Source organism: Methylobacterium sp. 88A, from assembly GCF_000376345.1.
Lineage (GTDB): Bacteria > Pseudomonadota > Alphaproteobacteria > Rhizobiales > Beijerinckiaceae > Methylobacterium > Methylobacterium bullatum.
This window is the reverse complement of the sequence record NZ_AQVT01000001.1, coordinates 344,046-360,832: the sequence shown is the minus strand read 5'-3', so window position 1 is coordinate 360,832 and position 16,787 is coordinate 344,046. Positions and strand designations below refer to the sequence as shown.

The following is a 16,787-nucleotide window of genomic DNA, read 5'->3' as shown; positions in this document are numbered from 1 at the left end:
CTCGGCTTGTGCTTCCGGCCCCAGTTCCCGTCAGGCCGTTCGATCGAGGGGGTGCTGATCTTCCTTCGCCCGCATCGCCGTCGCCTCCGCATAGGCGCGGGCTCGAAGGATCGTGGCCTCGGGCAACTGAACGACGACATCACCGGAATTCGGGTCCACCACCTGATAAACGAGGCTCTTGGTGTCCTGATCCACCGTTATGCGGCGCTCATCGGCCGTCGGCGCCTCTGTGTCGGGCTTCGGCGCCTGATCGTCGGCGACGGGTGCGTCGTCCAGCCGAACATCGAAGCGCACGGGTGGATCCAACGGCGTGCCGACCGTCGTCGCCGGGCCGGCTTTACGCACCGGAGCCGGGGCATTCACGATCGGAGCGACTGGCGCGACGGTGGGCATCGACATCGGAGAGATACTGAGGATCGTCATTGCACGCCCTTTCGAAGGTGGTCGTGGCATGCAACCAAAAACGACGGCGAGGGTAAACCAGTCTTTAAAACCCGCCGATTACCCACCACTGTCCACGAAGATGAGAAAGGAATTCTCAAGGGGATAGATAGTTTTTTAAGAATCAGGCCGGCGCGCGGTCAGATCTCCACCGCCTCCGGCCTCGCCGTGCCGACGCTCTGGGGATCGAAGGCGACGCTTTTCACCACGGCGTAGACGGCGCGGCCGGGCGCGAGGGCGAGATCGCGCACCGAGGCGCGGGTCAGGCGGGCCGCCAGCAGGGCGCCGTTGCAGTCGATCTCCACCATGGACGCCGCCTCGCCGAGGGCGTGGATCGAGACGACGTGCCCTTCGAACAGGTTGCGTGCGCTCAAACCCAGCGGCGGCTGCGTGGCGAGGAGGACGTCACGCGCCGGCACGCGGATGCGCACCGCCGTGCCGGGGCTCCGCGTCAGGCGGGGAACGGAGAGCCGACCGGCACATCCGCTCAGGCGCGTCAGGCCGGTCTCGGGATCGGTCTCGCCCACGACCATGTCGAGGAGCGCGCCGGCCTCTCCCCCCTGCGCGGCAAGGAGGTCCGCCCGGCGAAGCACCGCATCGGCCGTGCCGACGGCGGCGACACGGCCGGCCTCGAGCACCACGACGGTGCGCGCCAGCCGCGCCACCTCCGAGACCGCATGGCTGACATAGACGATGGGCAAGCCAGCCTCGTCGCGCAGGCGCTCGATATAGGGCAGGATCTCGGCCTTGCGGGCCTCGTCGAGGGCGGCGAGGGGCTCGTCCATGAGCAGGAGCCGGGGCCGGCTGAGCAGGGCCCGGCCGATCGCCACCCTTTGCGCCTCGCCACCCGACAGCCCCGCCGGCCGCCGGTCGAGGAGATGGCCGATGCCGAGGAGATCGACGACGCCGTCGAAGGCGATCCCGTCGCTGCGGCTCCGCGCGAAGGCCCGGCCGTAGCCCAGGTTCCGGCGCACGCTGAGATGCGGCAACAGCCGCGCCTGCTGGAACACCACCCCGATGCGCCGACGATGGGCCGGAACGGCGATCCCCCGCTCCCTGTCGAGAAGCGTCTCGCCCGACACCGCGATGCGGCCCCGATCGGGCCGCGCCAACCCGGCGACGAGATCGATCACCGTGGTCTTGCCCGAGCCCGAACGGCCGAACAGGGCGGTGAGACCGGGGCCGGCGGTGAAGGCGACGTCGAGGCTGAAGGCCCCCCGCGTGAGCGACACGTCGATGTCGAGGGTAACGGAGTCCTGAGTGGCGGAGTCGCGGGTGGCGGACATGGGCCTCCTCACCCCGCGCCGAGGCGGCGCGCGAGGCGCCGGGCCAGCAGATCCGAGACAAGGAGGGCCGCCATCGACAGGGCCACCGAGATCAGGGTGAGGCGCAACGCGGCCCCCTCCCCGCCCGGCACCTGAGTCAGGCTGTAGATCGCGGAGGGCAGCGTCTGTGTCTCGCCGGGGATGTTGGAGACGAAGGTGATGGTGGCGCCGAACTCTCCCATCGCCTTGGCGAAAGCGAGCACCGAACCGGCGAGGATGCCGGGCATGGCGAGCGGCAGGGTGACGGTGAGGAAGACCGCGCTCGGCCTTGCTCCGAGGGTGGCGGCGGCCTGTTCGAGGCGCCGGTCCACGGCCTCGATGGACAGGCGCATGGCCCGAACCATCAGCGGAAACCCCATGATCGCGCAAGCCAGCGCCGCTCCGGTCCAGCGGAACGAGAACACGATCCCGACCTCGGCGAGCGCCGCGCCGAAGGTGCCGCGCCGCCCGAATGACAGCAGCAGGAGATAGCCCGTCACCACGGGAGGCAGGATCAGGGGCATGTGGACCAGACCGTCCAAGAGCGCGCGGCCGGGGAAACGTCCGCGCGCCAGAAGCATGGCGATGCCGAGACCGGGAAAGAGGCTCGCCAGCGTCGCCACGGAGGCGACCTTCAAGCTCAGGCCGATGGCGCTCCATTCGTCGGGGGTGAAATCGAGCACGGGATGCGAATCAGACGCCGGTCTCGGAGGAGCGCATGCCCTTGCCTCGAATGCCGCTAGCCTGGATCATGGAGACGCGCATCCCTCTCGCGGCAATCCGATCCTCGCGAACCGCACCGGCCAATCACAAGCGCGGATAGCACGAATCGCGGCCACCCATGAGGGCATGCGCTCAGGGCGCGGGCGGCTCGTCCTCCGGCTTGATCCGGCGTTCGGCGCGATGGAGCCGGCTCAAGAGAACCAGCATCGAACCCGGAATCGGTTCGAAATGCGGCTCGGAATCGAGCAGACCCGAGGCTCCGCTCGCACGGAGGCGTCTGGCGGTCCTCCTGCCGACGATGGCCACGGGGGCCCGGGTTATGTTTTTCTTCTGGTTCGTACTCAACACCGCACCCTCGAACGCCGCAGGGACGACAGGAGAAGCGCAGAAAAACGCGAAGGTTCGGGTTCGGTTCCGCGACGGTGGCGGGCAATCCCCGCGGATGCTAGAGCCCGCACCATGCTCGAAGGCCTTCATCCCAACCGCCCCACCCATGTGCTGCGCCTCCTCACGGACGAGCGGTCGGCGCGCGCCATGACCGACATCCTCGGCGAGATGTTCGATCCGACGGAGACGGCGGTGGCCGCCTTCGAGGCGGAGGACGGCAAGACCTGGCGGCTGGAGGCCTATTTCGCCGACGCGCCGGACGAGGAGATGGTCCGCGACCTGATCCGCCCCCTGGTGGGCAAACAGGCCGATGCGGCCGTGTTCGAGACCATCGATCAGCAGGATTGGGTCCGCGCCTCCCTGGAAGGATTGAATCCCGTCCGCGCCGGGCGGTTCCTCGTCCACGGCGCGCATGACCGCCACACTGTGCGGCCCAACGATCTGGCCATCGAGATCGAGGCGGCCCTCGCCTTCGGCACAGGCCACCACGGCACGACGCTGGGCTGCCTCAAGGCGCTGGCCGGCATCCTCAAGCAGGGCCGTCCCGCGCATGTGCTCGATGTGGGCACGGGCACCGGCATCCTCGCCTTCGCGGCGGCCAAAGCCCTGCATCAGCCGGTCCATGCCGGCGACCTCGACCCCGAGGCGGTCTCCACCGCCAAGGGCAATGCCCGTTTGAACGGTCTCGGCGGCCTCGTCCGGCTCTATGTCGGACCCGGCGTGCGGCACGCGAGCGCGAACCGGAGCCGGCGCTTCGACGTGGTCTTCGCCAACATCCTCGCTCGGCCCCTGAAGCGCCTCGCGCCGACCCTCACGGCGACGGTGGCGGATCACGGCGTGCTCATCCTCTCGGGGCTGATCGAACGCGACGTGCCCGGCGTCCTCTCCACCTATCGCCATCGCGGCTTCCACCTCGCCCGGCATGGCTTGATCGAGGGCTGGGCGACGCTGGTGCTCAAGCGCGGCGGAGCGGCACCGCGCCCGCTCTGAGGGCGGTTGCCGCCTCGTCCGGCGGCGCGTAACTCTCGGCGCCATGAGCCGCGCCCGCTTCCAGACCTTCGACGATCCGAGCCACCGGGAGGGCGCGACGCGCATCGCCGCCCTGAGGGAGGCGATGCGGCGGGCGGGGATCGACGGGTTCGTGGTGCCCCGCGCCGACGAGCATCAGTCGGAATACGTGCCCGCGAATGCCGAGCGCCTCGCCTGGCTCACGGGCTTCACCGGCTCGGCCGGCACCGCCGTGATTCTCGCCGACGAAGCGGCCCTGGTGGTGGACGGGCGCTACACGCTCCAGGCCCCGGCCCAGGTGGACACCACGATCCTCACCCCGGTTCAGCTCGCAGAGACCAGTGTCGAGGCCTGGATCGGCGAGCACCTGAGGCAGGGCGCCGTACTCGGCTACGATCCCTGGCTCCACACCGCCGAGGGCGTCGCCAAATTGGAGAAGGCGGCGGCCAAGGCCGGGGCCAGCATCTCACCGGTTGCGGAGAACCCCGTCGATGCGGTCTGGGCCGACAGGCCCGCCGCCCCCGCAGGCGCGGTGGTGGCGCATCCCCTCGAACTCGCCGGAGACTCCGTCGAGGCCAAGCTCCGCCGCATCCGCGAAGCGCTCGGGCGCGGCGGCTGCGACGCTCTTGTGATCTCCGATCCGCATAATCTCGCCTGGGCGTTCAACCTGCGCGGCGGCGACGTGGCGCATACGCCCCTGGCGCTGGGCTATGCCGTCGTCCCCCGAACCGGGCGTGCCGCCCTGTATCTCACCTCGTCGGCCATCGATCCCACCATGCGGGACGCGCTCTCGCCCGCTGCGGACATCGCCGGGCGGACGGATTTCGACGCCGCCCTCGCCGCTCTTGCTGCCGGAGCGTCCAGGATCAGGCTCGATTCCGCCACCGGCGCGTCGGCCCTGGCGACACTGGTGGAACAGGCCGGGGGCCGGATCGATCCCGGCCCGGATCCGATCACGCTGATGAAGGCGGTGAAGAATGCGGGCGAGATAGCCGGATCGCGCGCGGCCCATCATCGCGACGGGATCGCAGTCACCCGCTTCCTCGCCTGGCTCTCGCGGCAGGCGCAGGGTGGCCGCCTCACTGAGATCGCCGCCGTGGAGACGCTGGAGAATTTCCGCCGCGAGACCGGCCTTTTGCGGGACATCTCCTTCCCGACCATCTCGGGCAGCGGTCCCAACGGCGCCATCGTGCATTACCGCGTCACCCGCGACACAGACCGGACGGTCGGCGAGGGCGAACTGTTCCTCGTCGATTCGGGCGCGCAATATGCGGACGGGACCACCGACATTACCCGCACCGTCGCGATCGGCACGCCGACGGAGGAGATGCGCGACCGCTTCACGCGCGTGCTCAAGGGCCATGTCGCCATCGCGCGTGCCATATTCCCGAAGGGCACCACCGGCGCGCAGATCGATTCCTTCGCCCGCGCGCCGCTCTGGCAGGCGGGGCTCGATTTCGATCACGGTACCGGCCACGGCGTCGGCGCATTCCTCTCCGTCCATGAAGGCCCGCAGCGCATCGCCAAGACCGGCACCACCGCCCTCTCGCCCGGTATGATCCTTTCCAACGAGCCGGGCTATTACCGGGCCGGCGCCTACGGCATCCGCATCGAGAACCTCGTCCTCGTGGAGGAGCGCGCGGTCCCCGGCGGGGACCGGCCGATGCTCGGCTTCGAGACCCTGACTCTCGCCCCCTACGATGCCAGCCTCATCGACCTCTCGCTGCTGGACGAGGCCGAGATCGCCTGGATCGATTCGTATCACGCGCGGGTGCGGCAGGCCCTGAGCGCCGATCTCGACGGGGAGACGCGGGCGTGGCTCGAGGCGGCGACGCAACCTTTGCAGGCCAGCGGGCGCCGCGCTTGAGGACGAGGCTAACCGACATATCCACACGGGAACAGAACGGATGACCGTCCAGACGGACCTCCACGTGGTCGTCATCGGCTCCGGCGCGGTCGGGACGGTGAGCGCCATCGAATGCCTGCGGGCGGGCCACCGGGTTACCGTGGTCGATCCCGGCCCGCCCGGCGGCGAGCAGGCGTCGAGCTATGGCAATGCCGGCTGGCTCTCGTCGCATTCGGTCATCCCGCCGGCGGAGCCCGGCATGTGGAAGCGGGTGCCCTCCTTCCTCCTCGATCCGCTCGGTCCGCTCTCGATCCGCTGGGCCTACCTGCCCAAGGTCATGCCCTGGCTCACGCAGTTTCTGCTCGCGGCTGCCACCACGCCCCGGATCGAGCGCACCGCCCGCGCCATGCGGACACTCCTCCTCGATGCACCGAAGCTCCACGCGACGCTCGCCGAGGAGGCGGGTGTCCCGCAGCTCGTCGAGCGGCGCGGCGTGCTGCACGTCTATCCCGACCGGGCGGCCTTCGAGCGCGAGGCGCGGTCCTGGGCAATCAGGCGCAAGGTCGGCGTCACGTGGCTCGAACTCTCGGCCGATGAGTTGCGGCAGAGGGAACCCTCCTTGCATCGGCGCTACACGTTCGGCCTCGTGGTCGAGGAGGCCGGCCATTGCCGCGATCCCGGCGGCTACGTCGCCGCCCTGTCCGAACTGGCACAGGCGCGCGGCGCCACCCTGGTCGCCACCCGTGCGACAGGATTCCGACTGGAAGGCGGACGCCTCGCCGCCGTGACGACGGAACAGGGCGAGATCCCCTGCGACCGCGCCGTCGTCGCGGCCGGCGCCCGGTCGAAGCCCCTCGCCGCATCCCTCGGCGATCCGCTGCCTCTGGAGAGCGAGCGCGGCTACCACATCATGGTGGAGGGCGCCGAGGCGGGGCCGCGCACGCCGGTCATGGCATCGGATGCCAAGATGATCGTCAACTTCATGAATGGCGGCCTGCGTGCGGCCGGTCAGGTGGAGTTCGCGGGGCTGGCGGCGGCTCCGAACTGGAAGCGCGCCGAGATCCTGCGCGACCACCTGATCTCCATGTTTCCCGGATTGCCGAACCCGATACCGGCCGATCGCCTAAAAGTCTGGCTCGGCCATCGCCCGAGCATGCCGGATGGGCGGCCCTGCATCGGCCCGGCGCGCAAGACCTCGGATGTCGTCTACGCCTTCGGCCATGGCCATGTGGGCCTCGTCGGTTCGGCGCGAACCGGACGCCTCGTCGCCCAGCTCGTTGGCGGCGCGACACCGGAAATCCCCCTCGCGCCCTTCGACCCCCGGCGCTTCCTGTGAGCCTCGCCGACTCGCGTGAGGCACTGCACCGCGGCGATTCCGTCGCGGGCAATCGCGTGCCGCCGGTTTTACCGCGGCACCAAACGGCCATATCTAGGCGTCAGGGTGCCATGTCCGGTGCCCCGCTCCTCCGCCTCAAGGTTTCGATGATCCGGCCCCTCGCCCTCCTGCTTCTCGCGCTGATCGGTGCCACGGGGGCCTCGGCGCAGGGGCTCAAGCCGCCGGCCGATCTCGTCAAGGCGAACCTCGTAGCCGAGCCGGGGGCGATCCGGGCCGGGGAACCCTTCACCATCGGTATCCGCATGGTGATGCGCCCGCTTTGGCATGTGTACTGGCGCAATCCGGGCGATTCCGGCCTCTCGCCGGAGGTGGCGTGGTCGCTGCCCCAGGGCTTCACGGCGGGCGCGATCCAGTGGCCGACGCCGAGCCGGATCCCGGTGGCGCATCTGGTGAATTTCGGTTTCGAGGGCGAGACGGTGCTGCTGGCGGAGGTGACCCCCCCGGCGGTGCTTCCGCCCGGCAAGCCCGTGACACTGACGGCCAAGCTCACCTACCTCGTCTGCGAGCGCGAATGCATTCCGGGTTCCGCCGATCTGAAGCTCAGCGTGCCGGTGGCCGCTCCGGGCACCAGCGTGAGAAGCTCGGCCGCCAATGTCCTGCTGTTCGAGGATGCCCGTGCGGCCCTCCCCGTTCCCTCGCCCTGGCCGGTGACACTCACGAGCGAGGGCGACAGGCTGGTCCTCACCGCCGACGCGCCCGGCCTGAAACCCGAGGCGATCCGCCAACCGGCCTTCTTCCCCTATTCGGAGACGGCGATCGAGAACGCCGCTCCACAGACCCTGACCATCGACGACAAGGGGTTCCGTTTGAGCCTTGCGCGGGCGACACCCGGCGAGCCCGCGCCAACGGAGCTTCCCGGCGTCCTCACCTTCGACGAGCAGATCGCCGATGGCACGGTCCAGCGCTCCTATGCCATCGGCGACGCGCCGGCCGCCGCACCCACCGGGGTGATTCCCACGGCATCGGACTCCGCATCGCGAAACACTTCGTCGGAGGAGAGCCTGACCCTGTGGAGTGCGGCCGGCCTCGCCTTCCTCGGCGGGCTCCTCCTCAACCTGATGCCCTGCGTCTTTCCCGTGCTGTCGATCAAGGTGCTGAGCCTCGTCAAGCATTCGGGCGAGCCGGCCGCCCGGGTGCGCCTTCACGGCCTCGCCTACACCGCCGGCGTCCTCGCCGCCTTTCTCTCCCTGGCGGGGCTGCTCATCGCCCTCAAGGGCGCGGGCGCCGGGATCGGCTGGGGCTTCCAGCTGCAATCACCCCTCGTGGTGGCGGGCCTCGCCTACCTGCTCTTCGCCATGGGCCTCAGCCTCTCCGGCGTGGTCCATCTGGGCGGCGGCATCGTAGGGCTCGGCGATGGGCTGACCCGGCGGGCGGGGCTCGAAGGGTCGTTCTTCACCGGCATCCTGGCGACGGTGGTGGCCACCCCCTGCACCGCCCCATTCATGGGCTCGGCGGTAGGCTTCGCACTGACGCAGGCACCGCTGGTGAGCCTCACTGTGTTCGCGAGCCTCGGCCTCGGCCTCGCTTTGCCCTTCCTCGTCCTCACCACATGGCCGGCGGCAGTCCGCCGCCTGCCACGGCCGGGGGCCTGGATGGAAACGCTGAAGGGGGCGCTCGCCTTCCCGATCTACGCCACCGTGGCCTGGCTCGTCTGGGTGCTGTCGCAGCAGGTCGGCTCGGCCGGCCTCCTGGCCGCGCTCATCGGCCTCGTCCTCGTAGGCCTCGCCGCCTGGGCCTGGGAGCGGGCCCGCCACGCGGGTGGCATCGGCGCCGGGCTCGCCCGCCTGACCTCCGTCGCGGCCCTGGCGGCGACCCTCGCGCTGACCTTCGGCCTCGACCAGGACCGGGCCTCGGCGGATAGCAAGAATGCGACGGCCGAGGGCATCATCCCGTTCACCCAGGCCCGCCTCGATTCCCTCGTGGCCGAGGGCAAGCCGGTCTTCGTCAACATGACGGCGGCCTGGTGCATCACCTGTCAGGTCAACGAACGCACGGCGCTCCGCACCCAAAGCGTGGAGGCCGCGTTCAAGGCGCGCGACGTGACCTATCTGAAGGGTGACTGGACGAACCAGAACCCCGAGATCACCATGCTTCTGGAGAAGCATGGCCGCAGCGGCGTGCCGCTCTACCTGCTCTATACCGGCACGGGCGAGCCCATCGTGCTGCCGCAGATCCTGACGTCGGGCATCGTCCTCGACGAACTCTCCAAGATCCCGGCGAATGACGCCGACCGCCGCGCCACCCTCGAGACCACGAAAAGGTGACAGCCATGGCCCTGCCCCGCCGGATGATCCTCGCAACCGCGTTCGCCGCCGGGCTCGTCGGGCTCGTCGGGCTCTTGCCCATCGGCGAGGCGATGGCGGCGGGGCCGCAAGTGGGTAAACCCGCCCCCCTCTTCACCGGCACGGATGCCGATGGCCGCACCGTCCGGCTGGAGGATTACAGGGGCAAGACCGTCGTCCTCGAATGGACGAACCACGATTGCCCGTTCGTGATGAAGCATTACGGCGGACAGGCGATGCAGGCCCTGCAGAAAAAGTGGACCGAGGCCGGCATCGTCTGGCTGTCGGTCATCTCGTCTGCTCCCGGCGAGCAGGGCGCGGTGGATGGACAGGCCGCCAACCGCCTGACCCAGACCCGGGGGGCCTCCCCCACCGCCGTGATCCTCGACCCCGCCGGCACGATCGGCCGCGCCTACGATGCCAAAACGACGCCCCACATGTTCATCGTCTCGGGTGACGGCACCCTGCTTTATCAGGGCGGCATCGACGACAAGCCTTCCGCCAATCTCGACGACCTGAAGTCCGCGAAGAACTACGTGGACCTTGCCCTCACCGAGATCGCCGCCGGCAAAGCGGTGAGCGTCAGAACCGCGAAGCCCTATGGCTGCACGGTGAAATACGCCTCGTAGGGACGGCGCCCCGTTACGAGAAATCCTCGGTGACGATCCGGGCCCAGGTCTCGCCTGCGATACCGCCGAGAAACACGTTACCGCCGCGAAGCGTCGCCGCCACCTCCGGATCGCGCGTCCAGGCGATCGTTCCCATGACGTGGTGATAGAGAAGGCCCTTCTGGCGGAAGAGCCCCTTCATCAGGTCGGGTGAGGTCGCCCCGCGCACGGCCACGGCCCCGAATTCAGCCGCATCGGCGAACATCTGGCCGACGACGAGTTCCTCACGGTTGGGCAGTGCCAAGATCTGGAGCGCATAGGCGACGCCGTCCCGGCGGGCGTAGAGGAGATACAACCCGGTCCGGCGGCCGATCCGGTCCACCACCTCGCGGATCCGCAGGGGGCCATACTTGGTCTGGAGACCGGCCTGGTCGACGAACCAGCCGAGTTCGGCCGGGTCCGGCTTGAGATCGTAGTGAGCGAGGAAGGGACGGGCGGCCTCCGCGAAATCGGCGGCGGCGATGGGGCGCGAGACGATACCGTCGGGGCGCGGGGAGCCGGAGGGCAGGAATCGCCGGAGCACGCGATCCGCCGAGCGGGCGATCGGAACGATCCAACGTGCGAGCCGGGGCAGACGCTTGCCGAGGAAATACGCCGCCGTCCCCGCGGGCCGGTGGATCTTCACCCATTCGAGGCTCTGTGCCGGGAGGATCACGAAGCGGGTGGCACGGGCAATATCGAGGGACGTGCGGTTGGCGGTGTCGGTGAAGAGGAGGTCGAAATCGCGGGCGGTGACGCCCCGGATGAGGCTGACGCCGATGCCGGGGTTGTTGTCGGGATCGGCGGCCATGTAGGCGCTGAGGATGCCGGCACGCAGGGTCCGCTCCCCGACGACCATGGTCATGGCGATGACGCCCATGAAGCCGTCCAATACCCCGTTCCGGTCCAGGTGGACGATGGATCCGGTGGCTTCGGTATAGCCCGGCGAATCGAAATAGGTCGCCTCCAGGCAGGCGGCGAGCTTGGCCGCCCGATAGCTCTTGCCCAGGCGGAAGGTCTGCGAAAACAGGTGGCAGACCTGCGGAATATCGCTCCTGTGGAATGCACGGATCGAGCCGCGTGAAGACGAAGCCACGATATTTTGAACGTCAGCCGGAAGCTGAGCTTGGCCTTCCGGGTTCAGCCCAAGGCTAGTTTGGTTCATGCTGGCACAATCCGATGACGCTCCGTACCGACCAGCAATTATTCGGCCGATAGATTAGCAATTCGACAAGGCGGCACTTCGCATGCGGCGTAGCTGCGGCATCACTGTCGCACCCTCGGCCGTGTCGAGACGATGCGGTGCGACTCTCCCTTCACGCCCTTGGCCCATCCCTCATGACAGAACCTGCCGCCCCGCGCTGGTCCGTCTTCCGCAACGGCGATTTCCGCCTTTACGGCGCCGCGCGGTTCCTCACGGGGCTCGCCTATCAGATGCAGGCGGTGGCGGTGGGATGGTTCGTCTACGACCTGACCCGCTCGGCCCTCGCCCTCGGCCTCGTGGGGCTCGCGAGCTTCTTCCCGGCGATGCTCTCCGCCCTGATCACCGGGCATGTGGCCGATACCTACGACCGGCGTCTGGTGACGGCGATCGCCTATGCGACCCTGGCCGCGGCCGATCTCGGCCTCGTCGCCATCGCCTTGTCCGGCACCGGTTCGATCTGGCCCATCTATGCCCTCGTCGTCGTCATCGGCACGTCGCGCGCCTTCGCCAACCCGGCTCTGCAGGCGCTGCTCCCGACCCTGGTCCCGCGCTCTCTGTTCGGCTCGGCCATCGCCTGGAACGCCTCGCTCTGGCAGAGCGCGTCGATCCTCGGCCCGGCCGCCGGCGGATGTCTCTATATGCTGGGGCCCGCCGCCGTGTTCGGGGCGGCGGCGGCGAGCTTCGCCCTGGCGAGCGCCCTCGTGGTCGCGATCCGCTTCCGCCCCGCTGCCGTGACGGAGCGCCCGCCCGTCACCTGGGCCACCCTCTCGGCCGGCCTGTCCTACATCCGCTCGCAGCCGGTGGTGCTCGGCGCCATCAGCCTCGATCTCGTGGCCGTGCTGCTGGGCGGCGCCACCGCCCTGTTGCCGATCTTCGCCGCCGAGATCCTCCATGTCGGCCCCCTCGGGCTCGGCGCCCTGCGCAGCATGCCTGCGGCCGGTGCGGTCGTCACCGCCATCCTGCTGGCCTATCGCCCCCTCGAACGCCATGCCGGTAAGCGGATGCTGCAGGCGGTGGCCGTCTTCGGCGTCGCCATCACGGCGTTCGGCCTGTCCACCTCGCTGCCGCTCTCGATGGCCTGCCTGTTCGTCACGGGGGTGGCCGACATGATCAGCGTCTACGTGCGGCAGACCTTCGTCCAGGGTGAGACGCCCGATGCCATGCGCGGACGGGTCTCGGCGGTGAACACGGTGTTCATCGGCGCCTCCAATGAACTCGGCGAGTTCGAATCCGGCACGCTCGCCGCTCTTGTGGGCGCGGTGCCGGCCGTGGTGGCGGGCGGGCTCGCGACGATCCTCGTGGCAGTGCTGTGGGGCCGCCTGTTCCCGGCCCTCAAGGCGCGGGACCGGCTGCTGCCGGCGGAGTGATGAAAGACAAGATGCAACGGAGCGTGAGCGATGATTCCTTGCCGGACGAATGTTCGTCGCGGAATGAATAAACGCAGTCGGACCAATGGCTTCTCCAGCGCCATCGGCGCATTATCCCTCCGAAGACCGAAATCGGACGCTTGAGGGATAATCTCATGTTTTTCAGAGATTTAAGCGGGGATCAGGCACGACAGACTATCGATGTCGAACAGGTCTTCTCCGGATACGCGATGACGCAGGGAGAGTTGGACCGGCGGTTCTCAGGCTCGATGTCGTGGAAGACGGTTGGCGGACGGGACTATCTCTACCGCAAGCGACGCGACGCATGGAAATCCCTGGGGCCGCGCGGAGCGGAGACAGAGGCGATCGCCCTTCAGTTTCATGATGGCCGCACGAGACTGCAGGAGAGGATGGCCGGTCTTGCCGCACGTCTCGACGCCATGGCCCCGGTCAATCGAGCCCTCAACCTCGGGCGTCTGCCCCTTATCGCAGCGCGCATCCTGCGTGCCTTGGGCAGGGCGAACCTGATCGGCTCAGGTATCGAGGTGGTGGGGACGAATGCCCTGTTCGCCTATGAGCGCTTTGCCGGGGTCCAGATCGCCGGAGCACACCTCGCAACGGCCGATGTCGACCTGCTGTTCGACGCACGCCGCTCCCTCCGATTGATGGCCCCGGAGGTGTCACTCACGGGCGTGGCGGGACTCCTGCGCAGGGTCGACCATTCCTTCGAAGTCATGGGACAGGGCGGTTTCCGCGCCATCAACCGCGATGGCTACATGGTCGACCTGATCACGCCGGCACCGAAAGACCTCATGGTCAAGCGGGGACGGAGCCGGATCGGCGCGGAGGCGACGGACCTGGAAGCCGTCGAGATCGAGGGGCTGGCCTGGCTCGTCAACAGCCCCAAAGCGACAGCCACGGTCATCGATGCCCGCGGATATCCGCTCACGATGATCGTCCCAGACCCGCGCGCCTTCGCTCTGCACAAGCTCTGGCTCGCTGGACGCCAGGACCGTGATCCACTTAAGCGCGAACGCGACCGGGCTCAGGCCCACCTCGTCGCGTCCCTCGTGACGAGCCGCCTACCGCATCTGCGCTTCGACGATCCGGCCCTGGCCGCGCTGCCGCGCGCCCTGCGCAAACAGTCGGCTCTTCTGACAGAGGCAAGACGGGATACGGGTTCCGGTCCGTCTCGCCTCGAACCCGATTGGTAGCCCCTACTTCCCAGCCAATAGCGGTGACCAGGTCGGGTCGGAGGCGTAGGACGGCGTCGGGACGGGCTGTTCCACCTTGCCGGTGATATCGACCATGTAGAGCTTGCCGCCGCCCTGGCCGCCGGGATCGCGGAAGAACAGCACGTACTGGCCGTTGGGCGCGAAGGTCGGCCCTTCGTTGTGGAAGCCTTCCGTGAGCACGCGCTCGCCCGAACCGTCGGGCTTCATCACGCAGATGGCGAAGCCGCCCTTGCGCTGCCGAGTGAAGGCGATGAGGTCTCCCTTCGGCGACCAGGCCGGCTGCGAGGCCGAGCCCTCGCCGAAAGAGATTCGGGTCGGGTTCGAGCCGTCGGCCCCCATCACATAGATCTGCTGCGAGCCGCCGCGATCGGATTCGAACACGATCTTGCCGCCGTCGGGAGAATAGGTCGGCGAGGTGTCGATGGCGTTGCCGTTAGTGATCGGCGTCTGCGCCTTCGAGCCGAGATCCATCTTGACGATGTCGGCGTTGCCGCCCTGCTGCACGCTCATGACGAGGTGGTGACCGTCCGGCGCGAAGCGCGGGCTGGTGCTCATGGAATCCATCCGGCCGATGGCCTGACGCGCGCCGGTCTCCAGGTTGATCACTTGGACACGCGGCTGCTGGCCGGTGGCCTGGGTCATGAATGCGATGTCCTGAGTCGAAGGCGAGTAGCGCGGTGCCACCACGGCGGATTCGCCGTTGGTCAGCGCACGGACATTGGCGCCGTCCTGGTCCATCACCATCAGGCGCTTGCGGCGATTCTCCTTCGATCCCGATTCGTCGACGAAGGCGATGCGGCTGTCGAACCAGCCGCCGAGACCGGTGATCTTGGTATAGACCACGTCCGAGATAAGGTGTCCGGTGCGGCGCGCGTTGGCGACGTCGGCGCCATACTGCTGACCGGTGAGCTGCTGGCCGGAGGTGACGTCCCAGAGCCGGAACTCGACCTTGAGCTTGCCCGAAGGATCACGCCCGACCCGGCCGGTGATGAGGGCCTGAGCACCGGCGGCACGCCACTTGTCGAATCCCGGCACCGCATCGAAGCCGGGATTCTCAGGGAACTTCCCCTTCTCCAGGGGCACGAAATAACCGGACCGGCGCAGATTGTTGGTCACCACGCTCGACACCAGCAGGCCGAGGCTCGGATCGCCGGAGAAATCGGCCACAGCGATGGGCATCGGCTGGAACGAGCCGCCGCCGATCCGCAGGTTCAGCTGCGCCTGTGCGGGCACGGCGAAGGCGAGCACGAGGGCCAGCACCGCGAGGAGCGACGCCAGGGGCGAGGCGGGCCGCCGGTGGAAAGTATCGGTCATGAAGAGATTCCGAAAACCTTGAACAGGGATTCTGGGAGCGTCGGTTCTTCCTATCCTCGACCTCATCCTGAGGTGTCCGCGTCAGCGGGCCTCGAAGGAGGCTTCCAGCCGGCACGAGGGCCCTGGAAGCCTCCTTCGAGGCCTTCGCTCACGCTTCGGCACCTCAGGATGAGGGAGAGGGATTGGACGAATCCGAAGGAAGGATCACCGACCTGTATCACACCCGCGAGAACTCGAATTCCGCGTTGATCGCCTTCCAGTCGTCATAGTACGGCGCGAACTGGGGCGGGATCTTGTAGGGCGCACAGCGCTTCACCGCACGGAGCGCGGCCTCGGCGAGGGAACGGTCCACGGCGTTCGCGCCGCCGCGCATGATCCGCGGCTCGGTGCTCAGCGAACCGTTGGCCGAGAGGCGGATATCGAGCATCGGCAGCACCACGCCCTGCGACGCGCCGGGGGGCGCCGAGTAGCAGCGCTCGATCTGCTGGGTCAGCATCCCGATCAGCGAATCGCGCATGGAGGGCGAGAGGCGCTGCGAGGTACCGCTGGCGGCTCCCAGCGAGGCCGTGCGCTGGACCTCGTGGCCAGTCGCGCCGGTGGATTGCGAGGGTGCCCGCGAGGCGAGCAGCTGCTTGATGTCACCGGAACTGAACTTGTCGGCGAGCTCGGCCTGCTTCTTCGCCTTGGCCTCGGCATCGGCCTTGGCGCGCGCATCCGCCATGGCTTTCGCCTTGGCCTTCGCGGCGGCATCGGCCCTGGCCTTCGCCTCGGCCTGGGCCTTGGCATCCGCAGCGGCTTTGGCTTCAGCGACGGCCTGCTGACGTTCGGCCTCGGCCTTCGCCTTCGCTTCGGCCTTGGCTTCCGCCTCGGCTTCGGCCTTCTCCGCTTTGGCGAGTGCTTCGGCCTTGGCCTTCGCATCGGCCCGCGCCTTCGCTTCCGCCAGAGCTTTGGCTTCGGCCTGGGCCTTGGCTTCCGCCAGGGCCTTGGCCTTCTCGGCCTTGGCGGCCTCCGCCTTGGCGATGGCCTCGGCCTCCTGGCGCTCGATGAGCTCGGCGAGTTTCTCGCGCTTCTCGGCCTCGACCTTGGCGGCCTTCACCGCCTCGGCCTTTGCTTCGGCCTTGGCCGCCTCAGCCTTGGCGGCGGCCTTGGCCTCTGCCTTGGCCTCCGCTGCAGCCTTGGCTTCCGCCGCTTTGGCGGCCTCGGCTTTGGCAGCCTCCTTGGCGAGCTTCGCCGCTTCGGCCTTGGCGGCAGCCTCCGCCGCTTCCTTCTCGGATTCGTGGTCGGGCATGCGCAGGGGCATCTCCTCGGCGCTGGCGACCTTCATGTCGGCCGGGCGTTTCGGGGGCGCGGGCGCATCGACCTTCGCGTTCTCGGGCTCGCGCTCCTCGACCTTCTCCGCGACCTTGTCGGCGCGGGGCTTGGCATCGGGCATCGGCTTGTCGGCGTTCTTCTCGCCCTTGGTCAGTTCCGAGAATTGCTGCTCTGTCATCACCTCCACCGGCACGCCTTCCTGGGCGTCGGGGAGGGCGGGAGCGGCGACGGACATCAGCGCCACGGTGAGCACGGCGACATGCACGCCGCTCGACACCCAGACGCCCGGTTCCCGGAATTTGGAGGGAAGCTTCACGATCCG

The 16,787-nt window shown here is 68.6% G+C and carries 13 protein-coding genes; 7 read left to right on the top strand and 6 right to left on the bottom strand.

What is annotated here, in order from left to right; genetic code table 11:
- Positions 1 to 30: 30 nt before the first annotated feature.
- The 3 genes from A3OM_RS23375 to modB form a co-directional block, all read right to left on the bottom strand.
- A complete protein-coding gene (locus A3OM_RS23375; protein ID WP_056147342.1) occupies positions 31 to 399 on the bottom strand; it encodes a hypothetical protein in 369 nt (122 codons plus the stop codon).
- Between the two features lie 182 nt (positions 400 to 581).
- Positions 582 to 1,727 (bottom strand): molybdenum ABC transporter ATP-binding protein, encoded by a 1,146-nt coding sequence (modC, locus tag A3OM_RS0101655; protein WP_018041998.1) that lies wholly within the window; start codon positions 1,725 to 1,727, stop codon positions 582 to 584.
- Between the two features lie 8 nt (positions 1,728 to 1,735).
- Complete coding sequence (modB, locus tag A3OM_RS0101650; RefSeq protein ID WP_018041997.1) at positions 1,736 to 2,428, bottom strand: molybdate ABC transporter permease subunit; 693 nt, start codon at positions 2,426 to 2,428, stop codon at positions 1,736 to 1,738.
- 499 nt (positions 2,429 to 2,927) lie between these two features.
- On the opposite strand from modB, the gene A3OM_RS0101640 reads away from it, so the two are divergent.
- The 5 genes from A3OM_RS0101640 to A3OM_RS0101620 all read left to right on the top strand — a co-directional run bounded on the left by A3OM_RS0101640 (position 2,928) and on the right by A3OM_RS0101620 (position 10,016).
- Entirely contained in the window at positions 2,928 to 3,845 is a 918-nt protein-coding gene (locus tag A3OM_RS0101640; RefSeq protein WP_018041995.1) for a 50S ribosomal protein L11 methyltransferase, read from the top strand.
- Positions 3,846 to 3,888: 43 nt separating this feature from the next.
- Positions 3,889 to 5,730, top strand: a complete 1,842-nt coding sequence (locus A3OM_RS0101635; protein WP_018041994.1) for an aminopeptidase P family protein — start codon at positions 3,889 to 3,891, stop codon at positions 5,728 to 5,730.
- A gap of 40 nt (positions 5,731 to 5,770) precedes the next feature.
- Positions 5,771 to 7,045 carry an FAD-dependent oxidoreductase gene (locus A3OM_RS0101630; protein WP_018041993.1) on the top strand — a complete coding sequence of 425 codons (1,275 nt, stop codon included), beginning with the start codon at positions 5,771 to 5,773 and terminating at the stop codon, positions 7,043 to 7,045.
- Between the two features lie 146 nt (positions 7,046 to 7,191).
- The gene (locus tag A3OM_RS0101625) at positions 7,192 to 9,369 is read left to right on the top strand and encodes a protein-disulfide reductase DsbD domain-containing protein (protein WP_043764420.1); all 2,178 of its coding nucleotides are present in this window, start codon (positions 7,192 to 7,194) and stop codon (positions 9,367 to 9,369) included.
- A 92-nt stretch (positions 9,370 to 9,461) separates the two neighbouring features.
- Positions 9,462 to 10,016, top strand: a complete 555-nt coding sequence (locus tag A3OM_RS0101620; RefSeq protein ID WP_348625457.1) for a redoxin domain-containing protein — start codon at positions 9,462 to 9,464, stop codon at positions 10,014 to 10,016.
- 13 nt (positions 10,017 to 10,029) lie between these two features.
- Here the strand turns inward: A3OM_RS0101620 and A3OM_RS0101615 are convergent, their stop codons facing one another.
- On the bottom strand, positions 10,030 to 11,130 hold the full coding sequence (locus A3OM_RS0101615) for a hypothetical protein (RefSeq protein ID WP_018041990.1): 1,101 nt from the start codon (positions 11,128 to 11,130) through the stop codon (positions 10,030 to 10,032).
- A 242-nt stretch (positions 11,131 to 11,372) separates the two neighbouring features.
- Here A3OM_RS0101615 and A3OM_RS0101610 point away from each other — a divergent pair, with 242 nt between their 5' ends.
- Together A3OM_RS0101610 and A3OM_RS0101605 are read left to right on the top strand one after the other, a co-directional pair.
- The gene (locus A3OM_RS0101610; RefSeq protein ID WP_018041989.1) at positions 11,373 to 12,605 is read left to right on the top strand and encodes an MFS transporter; all 1,233 of its coding nucleotides are present in this window, start codon (positions 11,373 to 11,375) and stop codon (positions 12,603 to 12,605) included.
- Between the two features lie 410 nt (positions 12,606 to 13,015).
- Positions 13,016 to 13,819, top strand: a complete 804-nt coding sequence (locus A3OM_RS0101605; protein ID WP_018041988.1) for a nucleotidyltransferase domain-containing protein — start codon at positions 13,016 to 13,018, stop codon at positions 13,817 to 13,819.
- Between the two features lie 3 nt (positions 13,820 to 13,822).
- Here the strand turns inward: A3OM_RS0101605 and tolB are convergent, their stop codons facing one another.
- Both tolB and tolA read right to left on the bottom strand, forming a co-directional pair.
- Positions 13,823 to 15,154, bottom strand: a complete 1,332-nt coding sequence (gene tolB, locus A3OM_RS0101600) for a Tol-Pal system beta propeller repeat protein TolB (protein ID WP_018041987.1) — start codon at positions 15,152 to 15,154, stop codon at positions 13,823 to 13,825.
- Positions 15,155 to 15,371: 217 nt separating this feature from the next.
- Positions 15,372 to 16,781: a cell envelope integrity protein TolA gene (tolA, locus tag A3OM_RS0101595; RefSeq protein ID WP_018041986.1), complete on the bottom strand. Its 1,410-nt coding sequence runs from the start codon at positions 16,779 to 16,781 to the stop codon at positions 15,372 to 15,374.
- Positions 16,782 to 16,787 lie beyond the last annotated feature (6 nt).

What these genes read in the sequence shown, in the direction of transcription:
- A3OM_RS23375 (WP_056147342.1), bottom strand. Translation starts at nt 399, where the DNA reads ATGTCGATGCCCACCGTCGCGCCAGTCGCTCCGATCGTGAATGCCCCG.
- modC (WP_018041998.1), bottom strand. Translation starts at nt 1,727, where the DNA reads ATGTCCGCCACCCGCGACTCCGCCACTCAGGACTCCGTTACCCTCGAC.
- A3OM_RS0101640 (WP_018041995.1), top strand. Translation starts at nt 2,928, where the DNA reads ATGCTCGAAGGCCTTCATCCCAACCGCCCCACCCATGTGCTGCGCCTC.
- A3OM_RS0101635 (WP_018041994.1), top strand. Translation starts at nt 3,889, where the DNA reads ATGAGCCGCGCCCGCTTCCAGACCTTCGACGATCCGAGCCACCGGGAG.
- A3OM_RS0101630 (WP_018041993.1), top strand. Translation starts at nt 5,771, where the DNA reads ATGACCGTCCAGACGGACCTCCACGTGGTCGTCATCGGCTCCGGCGCG.
- A3OM_RS0101625 (WP_043764420.1), top strand. Translation starts at nt 7,192, where the DNA reads ATGATCCGGCCCCTCGCCCTCCTGCTTCTCGCGCTGATCGGTGCCACG.
- A3OM_RS0101620 (WP_348625457.1), top strand. Translation starts at nt 9,462, where the DNA reads ATGGCGGCGGGGCCGCAAGTGGGTAAACCCGCCCCCCTCTTCACCGGC.
- A3OM_RS0101610 (WP_018041989.1), top strand. Translation starts at nt 11,373, where the DNA reads ATGACAGAACCTGCCGCCCCGCGCTGGTCCGTCTTCCGCAACGGCGAT.
- A3OM_RS0101605 (WP_018041988.1), top strand. Translation starts at nt 13,016, where the DNA reads ATGGCCGGTCTTGCCGCACGTCTCGACGCCATGGCCCCGGTCAATCGA.
- tolB (WP_018041987.1), bottom strand. Translation starts at nt 15,154, where the DNA reads ATGACCGATACTTTCCACCGGCGGCCCGCCTCGCCCCTGGCGTCGCTC.